We start from the raw sequence: 7896 nt of genomic DNA on the forward strand, positions 1-7896 counted from the left end.
AACCTGGAGGAAGAACGTGAACGACGACGAGCAGAGGGTCACGCGCAGGCGCGTGCTCCAGGCCGGTGCGGCGGCCGCCGTGGTGGCGGCGGCAGGTCCCGCGCTGGGCGGCCAGGCCGAGGCCGCGCCTGCTACCGGCTGGCTGCCTGGCGGTACGGCGGGCGGGTTCGCGCGCCCGCCCGCCGCCGTGCGGCCGAGGTTCCGCTGGTGGTGGCCGGACGGGCTGGTCGAGCCCGCCGAGATCCGGCGGGAGGTCGACCAGATCGCCGCCGCCGGGTTCGGCGGCGCGGAGATCGTCGCCGTGCACCACAGCATCCGCGACAAGTCCGTCCTCGACCCGGCCGGGCACGGCTGGGGCACGCCCGCGTGGAACGCCGGCGTCGAGGCCGCGCTGGACCAGGCGCGCCGGCGCGGCATCACCATCGACCTCACGATCGGCCCGGCCTGGCCCGCCGCCGTCCCGACGATCACCCCGGACGACGAGGCCGCCGTCCAGGAACTGGCGTACGGGAGCACGACGGTGGCGGCCGGCGCGACGCACGACGGCCCCGTCCCCGAGCCGGTCGCCGCGCCCCAGAGCGGCGTGACCAAGCGGCACCTGGTGGCCGTGCACGCCGTCCGGATCGCCCCGGCCAACGCCACCCGCAAGGAGACCGGCCTCGACCCCGCCACCTTCACCGACCTGACCGCGCAGGCCGCGGGCGGGCGGATCACCTGGACGGCGCCGTCCGGCGGCGACTGGGTCCTGCTGGCGTACTGGCGGCGCGGCAGCGGGCAGCGCCCCGAGTCCGGCCCGCACAGCGCCCCGGACGCCGTCGTCGTCGACCACTTCAGCCGGGCGGGCACCCGCGCCGTGACCGCCTTCTGGGAGGCGCGGCTGCTGACGCCGAGGATCCGCGGGCTGATCCGCCGGGCGGGCGGCACGCTGTTCGAGGACTCGATCGAGCTGGAGACGGCCGCGCTGAACTGGACGCCCGGCCTGCCCGCCGAGTTCCGGCGGCGGCGCGGCTACGACCTCATGCCGTACCTCCCGGTGATCGTCCGCAACAAGGAGGCCACCGTGTTCTCCTACGACGCGGCGACCACCTCCCACGTCCGGCACGACTTCTGGCTGACGGTCTCCGACCTGTTCAACGAGCACCACTTCGCGGCGCTCGCGACCTGGGCGCACTCCCTCGGCCTGAAGCTGCGGGCGCAGCCGTACGGGCTGGAGACCGACGCGATGCGCTCTGCCGCCATCCTCGACGTCCCGGAGGGCGAGTCGCTGGGGTTCAAGAACCTCGACGACTACCGCGCGCTCGCCGGAGGCCGCGACCTGGCCGGACGGACGGTCCTGTCCTGCGAGGCCGGGGCCTACCAGGGCGGCGCCTACAACACCACCTGGGAGAAGCTGCTCCGCACCATGGGCGGCGCCTACGCGGCGGGCCTCAACCAGACCGTCCTGCACGGCTTCTCCTACGCGACCGCGCCCGGCGCGGCCTGGCCCGGCTTCGCCGCGTTCACCCCCTACAACGGCGGCATCGGGTTCTCCGAGTCGTGGGGCCCGCGCCAGCCGACGTGGCGGCACGTCCCCGACGTCGCCGCCTACCTGGGACGGATCCACCAGACCATGCAGGCCGGCGCGCCCCGCGCCGACGTGGCCGTGTTCCGGCAGAAGGGCTACACCAAGACCGGGATCGGCGCCGGATGGTTCACCGCGAGCGGCGTGCCGCTCGGCTGGACGCACCAGTTCATCAGCGCGCCGCTGCTCGACCTGCCGTCCGCGAAGGTGTCCGGCGGGCGCCTCGCCCCGGACGGCCCCGCCTACAAGGCCCTGTTCGTCGAGGGCGACCGGTTCTCCGGCAAGGAGTGCACGCTGCCGCTCGACTCGGCGCGGACCATGCTCAAGCTGACCAGGGCCGGGCTGCCGATCGTGTTCCTCGGCGACTGGTCGGCGGCGACCGTCCCCGGCATCGCCCGGGACGGCGAGAACGAGAAGCTGCGCGCCGTCCTCAAGGACCTGTTCGCCCAGCCCCGCGTCCGCAACGTCGCCGCCGAAGCGGACGTGCCCGGCGCCCTCGACGCCCTCGGCGTCCGCCCCGACGCCTCCTACGCGCAGAGCTCCACCCTGCTCAACGCGCACCGCCGCGACGGCCGCACCGACTACTACTACCTCTGCAACGGCAAGCACGCCGAGACGGTCAAGCCGCCCGTCGCGGCGATCGACCACGAGGTCACCCTCGTCCGCTCCGACCGGGCGGCCGTCCCGTACCGGCTCGACCTCTGGACGGGCGAGAGCGAGCGGGTCGCCGTCTACCGCGAGGACGGCGACCGGATCACGCTCCGCATCGCGCTCCAGCCGGGCGAGGCCACCGTGGTCATGCTGGCGCGCGGCGGGTCCGCGCCGCACGCCGCGTCCGCCGGGACGGCCCTCCGCGTGGACGGGAACCGCCTGGTCGCCCACGCGACCACGCCCGGCACCTACCCGGTGACCCTCGCCTCGGGCCGCACTGTCTCCGCGACGATCGGCGCGCTGCCCGAGGCGCGCACGCTCACGTCCTGGCGTCTCCAGGTCGAGGACATGACACCGGACGGTGTGAAGCGGCACGACCTGCGGCTCGACGCGCTGAAGCCCTGGCCGGACATCCCCGAACTCGCGGACGTCTCCGGCATCGGCACCTACACCGCCACCGTGGACTGGCCCGGCGGCGCCGCCGGGGCCCTGCTGGAGCTGGGCGAGGTCTTCGACACCTGCCGCGTGACCGTCAACGGCCGCCGCCTCCCGCCCGTGAGCGTCCTCGTCCCGGTCGCGGACCTCGGCCCCCACCTGCGGCGCGGCGCGAACACGATCGAGGTCGAGGTGGCGACGACGCTGAACAACCGGCTCCGCGTCAGCGACCCCGCCGTCTACGGCTCCGCGTCGCGGCAGGCGTACGGGCTCATCGGCCCGGTGCGGCTCGTCCCGTACGGCGAGGCGCCGGTGCCGTCCCGCTGACCGAACCGCCCGGTGAACCCCCCCAAACGGATCATGAGGAACCCATGCACCACAACGTAGCCAGGCGGCGCCGCGCGGCGTCCGCCCTGGTCGTGAGCCTGTCGGCGCTCGCCGCGGCCTCTCTTGCGGCGGCCCCGGCAGGCACCGCGCAGGCGGCCCCGGCGAAGAACGCGTCCCACGGCTCGCGGCCCTGGGACCGCTACAACTTCTCCCCGTCGTCCAGGACGGTCCGTCCGGTCGCGGTCTTCAGCACGACCGGAACCGTCGGCGACCCGTCCGCCGTGCTGAAGGGCCGGAAGACCACGCTCACCGGCGCCGGGTCGTCGGTGACGCTCGACTTCGGCAAGGAGATCGGCGGCCTCACGACGCTCCATTTCGCCAGGTCGTCCGGGACCGCCAAGGTCGGGCTCGCGTTCAACGAGTCGTCGGAGTACGTCGGGACGACCAGCGACGCGTCCACCGGCGGCCCGCGCAGCCGCGATGGCGCCCTCATCGCGGACGTGGACGGCGCGACGGCCTACACCACGCCCGCCCGGTACCTGCGCGGCGGCTTCCGCTACCTGACGGTCTTCCTGGCGGAGGGCGAGCGGGTCGACCTCGACGGGGTCTCGCTGTACTTCACGGCGGCGCCGGAGATGAAGGACCCGGCGAAGTACGCCAACTACTTCTACTCCAGCGACGACCTGCTCAACCGGATCTGGTACGCCGGGGCCTACACCGTCCAGCTCAACACGATCTCCCCGAAGACCGGCCGGATCTGGGAGGCGCCCGCCGCGCTGTGGGACAACACCGGCGCGGTCGGCTCCGGCGACACGATCCTCGTGGACGGCGCCAAGCGCGACCGGACGGTCTGGCCCGGCGACCTCGGCATCGAGATCCCGGCGGCGTACGCGGCGTTCGACGACACCGAGTCCGCCCGCAACGCCCTGACCACGGTCTACGACCACCAGCACGACACCGGCGAGCTGCCCTACGCCGGGCCCGAGCTGAACAAGTACGGCTCGGACACCTACCACCTGTGGACCCTCGCCGCGAGCTGGGACTACTACCGCTACACCGGCGACCGCCGCTGGCTGTCCGGCGTCTGGGACCGCTACGCGAAGGCCGTCGACTACAGCACCGCCAAGCTGAGCTCCAAGGGCCTGCTGTCGATCACCGGGACGTCCGACTCCGTCCGGATCCTCGCCAAGGGCGAGAACCTGATCGCCAACGTGCTGCTGTGGCGGGTCCTCGACAAGGGCGCCGAGCTGGCGAAGGTCCAGGGCGACACGGCCCTCGCGAAGTCCTACGCCGACCGCGCCGGGGCGCTGCGCACCGCCATCGACGCCAACCTCTGGGACGAGACCGCCGGGGCCTACAGGTTCTACCCGGACTCGGCGATCCACCCGCAGGACGGCGACGCGCTCGCCGTCTGGTACGGCCTCGCGGACACGGCGAAGGCCCGCTGCATCAGCACGTCCCTCAAGGGCAACTGGAACGAGATCACCAGCACCGCCCCGGAGAACAAGGGCAACCCCGGCGTCTTCTCCGGCTCGATGGAGGTCAACGCCCACTTCGCCGCCGGTGGACGCGCCGCCGACCAGACCGGTGTCGACCTCATCCGGCGCCAGTGGGGCTACATGCTGAACCACCCGCAGGGCACGGGCAGCACGTTCTGGGAGTCGTTCCGCAACCCGTCCGACGGCTGCGTGTTCTGCAGCACCTACGTGAGCCTCGCGCACGCGTGGGCGACCGGCCCGACCCCGGCGCTGACGTTCTCCGTGCTCGGGCTCAACCCGTCCGGCGTTGGCGGGCGGTCGTTCGACTTCGTCCCACACACCGCCGACCTCACCTTCGCCCAGGGGCGCATCACCACCCCGCTCGGCGCGGTCGAGGCGTCGTGGAAGGTGGCCAAGGGCCGCTACCAGGCCCGGTTGTCGGCGCCGCGCGGCGCCGAGGGCCGCGCGGGCGTGCCCACCTTCGGCGTCCGCACCAAGGTCCGCGTGGACGGCAGGCTCGTCTGGGACGGGACGCGGGCACGGGCGCGCGGCGTCCACGCCGACGGCGAGTACGTCTACGTCGAAGGGCTGCGCGGCGACCACACGATCACCGGCGACCGGGCTTGACCGGCCCGCCGACCGGACCTGTCCGTCAGGTCCAGGCGGGCAGGCGGGCGGCCACCAGCGCGGCGGCTTGGAGCACGGCGGTCCTGCGGCGCTGGTCGCGGGACGCGACGTCGCCCAGCGGCGGCAGGCACGTGACGGTGGCGACGAGGTTGGCGCGCCTGAACCGGACCGTGTAGTCGTACACCGGCACGTCCTCGTCGTAGACGGCGGAGATCCTGCCCTCGACGAACGCCTCGTCGCCCAGCCCCGGCTGGGCGGCGAGCGTGTTCGGGTAGCCGAGCCGCGACGGCGTCAGGCGGACCGTCCCGGCGATCCGGCGGTGGGCGGCCGCGGCCGCCGCCCCCGGCCCCTTCGCCTCCACGCGGACCACCTCGACCGCGAGCCACGGCGCGCCGACCGCCTGCGGCCCCTTCCACGCGCAGCGGGTCGCGTCGGGCGCCCTGCTGATGCGCGTGGTGTCCAGAGTCCCACCAGGAACGAGGTCCTGGAGCCCCTCCGGATCCACCAGGCTGCACGCGTCCGGCGCCACGGTGTAGACGCCCTCGTCCATGCGCGACGAGCGGTACAGGTACGCGGCCACCGCGATCGCAGCTGCCACGGCGACGGCGACGGCGGCGGCGAGCCCCGCGGCCCACCCGCGGCGCCGCCGCCAACGCGGAGGCGGCGGCGCGGCGGGCGCGGGCGACGGGGGGACGGCGGTGGGCGGGGACCAGCCGGGCGCCATGGGAGCCTCCGGACGGTCGCGTACGGTCGTGCGACGTGCATTCGACTGGCTAGATCGTAGCGAGCGCTCGGCCGGGTGTCCCGCCTCATGGACCCGTACGCGGACGCCGCGCGGCGGCCCGTGCGCGCGGCGTGAGCGGATCAGCCTCGCGCGCCCGCCGGCGGCGCGGTCAGCGCGTAGATCAGCAGCACGCACAGCGCGATGACCAGCACGGACCAGATCGGGAACGCCTGGAGGAAGGCCAGGTGGCCGATCGCGGCCAGCACCGCGAGGGCGACGCCCGTCGCGCGCGCCCACATCCGCCCGGTCAGGATCCCGGCGCCCACGGCGATCTGGACGATGCCGATCGCGAGCCAGATCCAGCCCCAGGTGCCGTAGTCGAACACGAGGATGTCGTTCGCGCCGACGAGGTAGTAGTCGTCCCTGAACAGCGCCACGAGCCCGTCGATGACGTTGAACGCGCCGACGACGAGCGCGAGGGTGCCGGCGAACGCCAGCCAGCCCGACGTCAGGTGCGGTGTCCCGCTCCCCGCGTGGGTGGAGCCGTGGCTCATCTTGGTCGTCATCCGAACCTCCCCCGAGGGTGCGGCGGCCGGGTCCGGCCGCCGGTCGGTCTCAGGGGCACCGTCCCCGGCGGGACATAGGCCGCAAACCGGGCTTTTGCCGCATTTACGCCGGTCATGGGGAGGTCTTTGCAGGTCAGGTCCGGAGGCCGGTGATGGCGCGGGTGATGCCCGCGATGTGCGCGCCGAGGGCCGCGTCGGCGGCGCCCGCGCCCGTGATCGCGGCGACGGTGGGCCGCCCGTCCGGCCGGTGCAGCTGCCCCGCGAGGAGCGGGCCGAGCGGGACCGAGCCCGCCGGGCCGCGGGACGGGTCGTCGGCCACCAGCAGCTCGGCCGTGTTCAGGACGGAGCCGGTGAGGGCGAGATGGCCCTCGCCGAGCGCAGTGATGTGGACGCCCGGCTTCAGCCATCCGCCGTGCACGCGGGGCGTGGCGGCGTGCACGGCGACGATGTCGGCGTCCCGCAGGCCCCGCCCGGAGACGCGGATCTCCCGGACCTCGCGCAGCGTCGCGAGGGCCTCCAGGTGCAGCGCCGCGAGCGGCCCGCCGCCGACGACGGCGACGGTCCGGGCGTCCGGGTCCGCGAGGGCGTCGGTGGCGAGGGCGCCCGCCGCGGCGGTGCGGACGTCGCCGAGGTACCCGTCGTCCAGGGCGATCACGGCGGGCCGGCCGGTGGCGGCGTCGCCGACGACGCTGAGGCCGGTGCTGGGCGAGGCGAGCCGCGCGGTGAAGTGGACGGCGCCGCGCGGATGCGCCCCGCCCACCGCGACGTCGAGGCCCGGCAGGTCGAGCCGCCAGGGCCGGGCCCGCTCCGCGGTGATCAGCGCGTCGCGGACGAGCTCCACCGCGTCCGCGACCGGGAGCATCGCCCGGATCTCGGTCTCGGTCAGGACGACGGGGGGTGGGGTCATCGGGCTCCTCCGGCTCGGGTTCCGGCGCACGACGTTACGGAGCGCCGCCCGTCACCGGAGTCCCACCCCGGTGCGCCTTACCGCGTGGCACGCGGGTATGACGCACGGGACATGGACGTCGGGCGGTCCAAGCCCGGCGGCCCCCCGGCGGCCCCCCGGCGACCCCCGGAGGCGGGGCCGGTCAGCCGGTGGGCAGGTTGTAGCCGAGCAGCGCGGCGCCGTCGCCGTCCAGCCGCAGTTCGGTGACGGCGCAGTTGCGGACCTGCGGGAACGTGCGCCGGTAGCGCGACAGCGGGATCCCGAGCAGCTCGCACAGCGTCAGCCGCAGGAGCGTGTTGTGCGCGACGACCAGGACGCGGCCGCCGGCGTGCACGTCCGCGATGTGGCGGAGCGCGGACGCGCCGCGCGCGGCGGCGCGGACCGGGTCCTCCGCGCCGGGGAACGGGTGCGCCACGGGATCGGCGCGGAACGCGGCGACCTGCTCGGCGGGCAGCTCGGCGAGGACGCGGCCCTCGGCCGAGCCGAAGTCGACCTCGGTGAGCCCGGCGTCCACCTTCAGCGGCAGGCCCAGCGCGCTCGCGGCGGGCGCGGCGGTGGCGCGGGCCCGGCCGAGCGGCGAG

Annotated in this window: 6 protein-coding genes; 2 read left to right on the forward strand and 4 right to left on the reverse strand. The window is 74.9% G+C overall.

Annotated features, from left to right (window positions below; translation table 11 throughout):
* The first annotated feature begins 16 nt into the window (after positions 1–16).
* Both E1300_RS28405 and E1300_RS28410 read left to right on the forward strand, forming a co-directional pair.
* Entirely contained in the window at positions 17–2974 is a 2958-nt protein-coding gene (locus tag E1300_RS28405) for a glycosyl hydrolase (RefSeq protein WP_131760155.1), read from the forward strand.
* Between the two features lie 44 nt (positions 2975–3018).
* Entirely contained in the window at positions 3019–5079 is a 2061-nt protein-coding gene (locus E1300_RS28410) for an alpha-L-rhamnosidase-related protein (RefSeq protein WP_131760156.1), read from the forward strand.
* 25 nt (positions 5080–5104) lie between these two features.
* On the opposite strand, the gene E1300_RS28415 is transcribed toward E1300_RS28410, so the two are convergent.
* From E1300_RS28415 to E1300_RS28430, 4 genes are all read right to left on the reverse strand, one after another.
* Positions 5105–5803 (reverse strand): hypothetical protein, encoded by a 699-nt coding sequence (locus E1300_RS28415; RefSeq protein WP_131760157.1) that lies wholly within the window; start codon positions 5801–5803, stop codon positions 5105–5107.
* Between the two features lie 140 nt (positions 5804–5943).
* Positions 5944–6369: a DUF7144 family membrane protein gene (locus E1300_RS28420; RefSeq protein WP_131760158.1), complete on the reverse strand. Its 426-nt coding sequence runs from the start codon at positions 6367–6369 to the stop codon at positions 5944–5946.
* A 133-nt stretch (positions 6370–6502) separates the two neighbouring features.
* Positions 6503–7276 carry a hypothetical protein gene (locus tag E1300_RS28425; protein WP_131760159.1) on the reverse strand — a complete coding sequence of 258 codons (774 nt, stop codon included), beginning with the start codon at positions 7274–7276 and terminating at the stop codon, positions 6503–6505.
* Positions 7277–7457: 181 nt separating this feature from the next.
* Positions 7458–7896, reverse strand: a 439-nt coding sequence (locus E1300_RS28430) for a histidine phosphatase family protein (protein WP_131760160.1), incomplete at its 5' end; no start/stop codon positions are given.

It is taken from the genome of Actinomadura fibrosa (assembly GCF_900659615.1).
Lineage (GTDB): Bacteria > Actinomycetota > Actinomycetes > Streptosporangiales > Streptosporangiaceae > Spirillospora > Spirillospora fibrosa.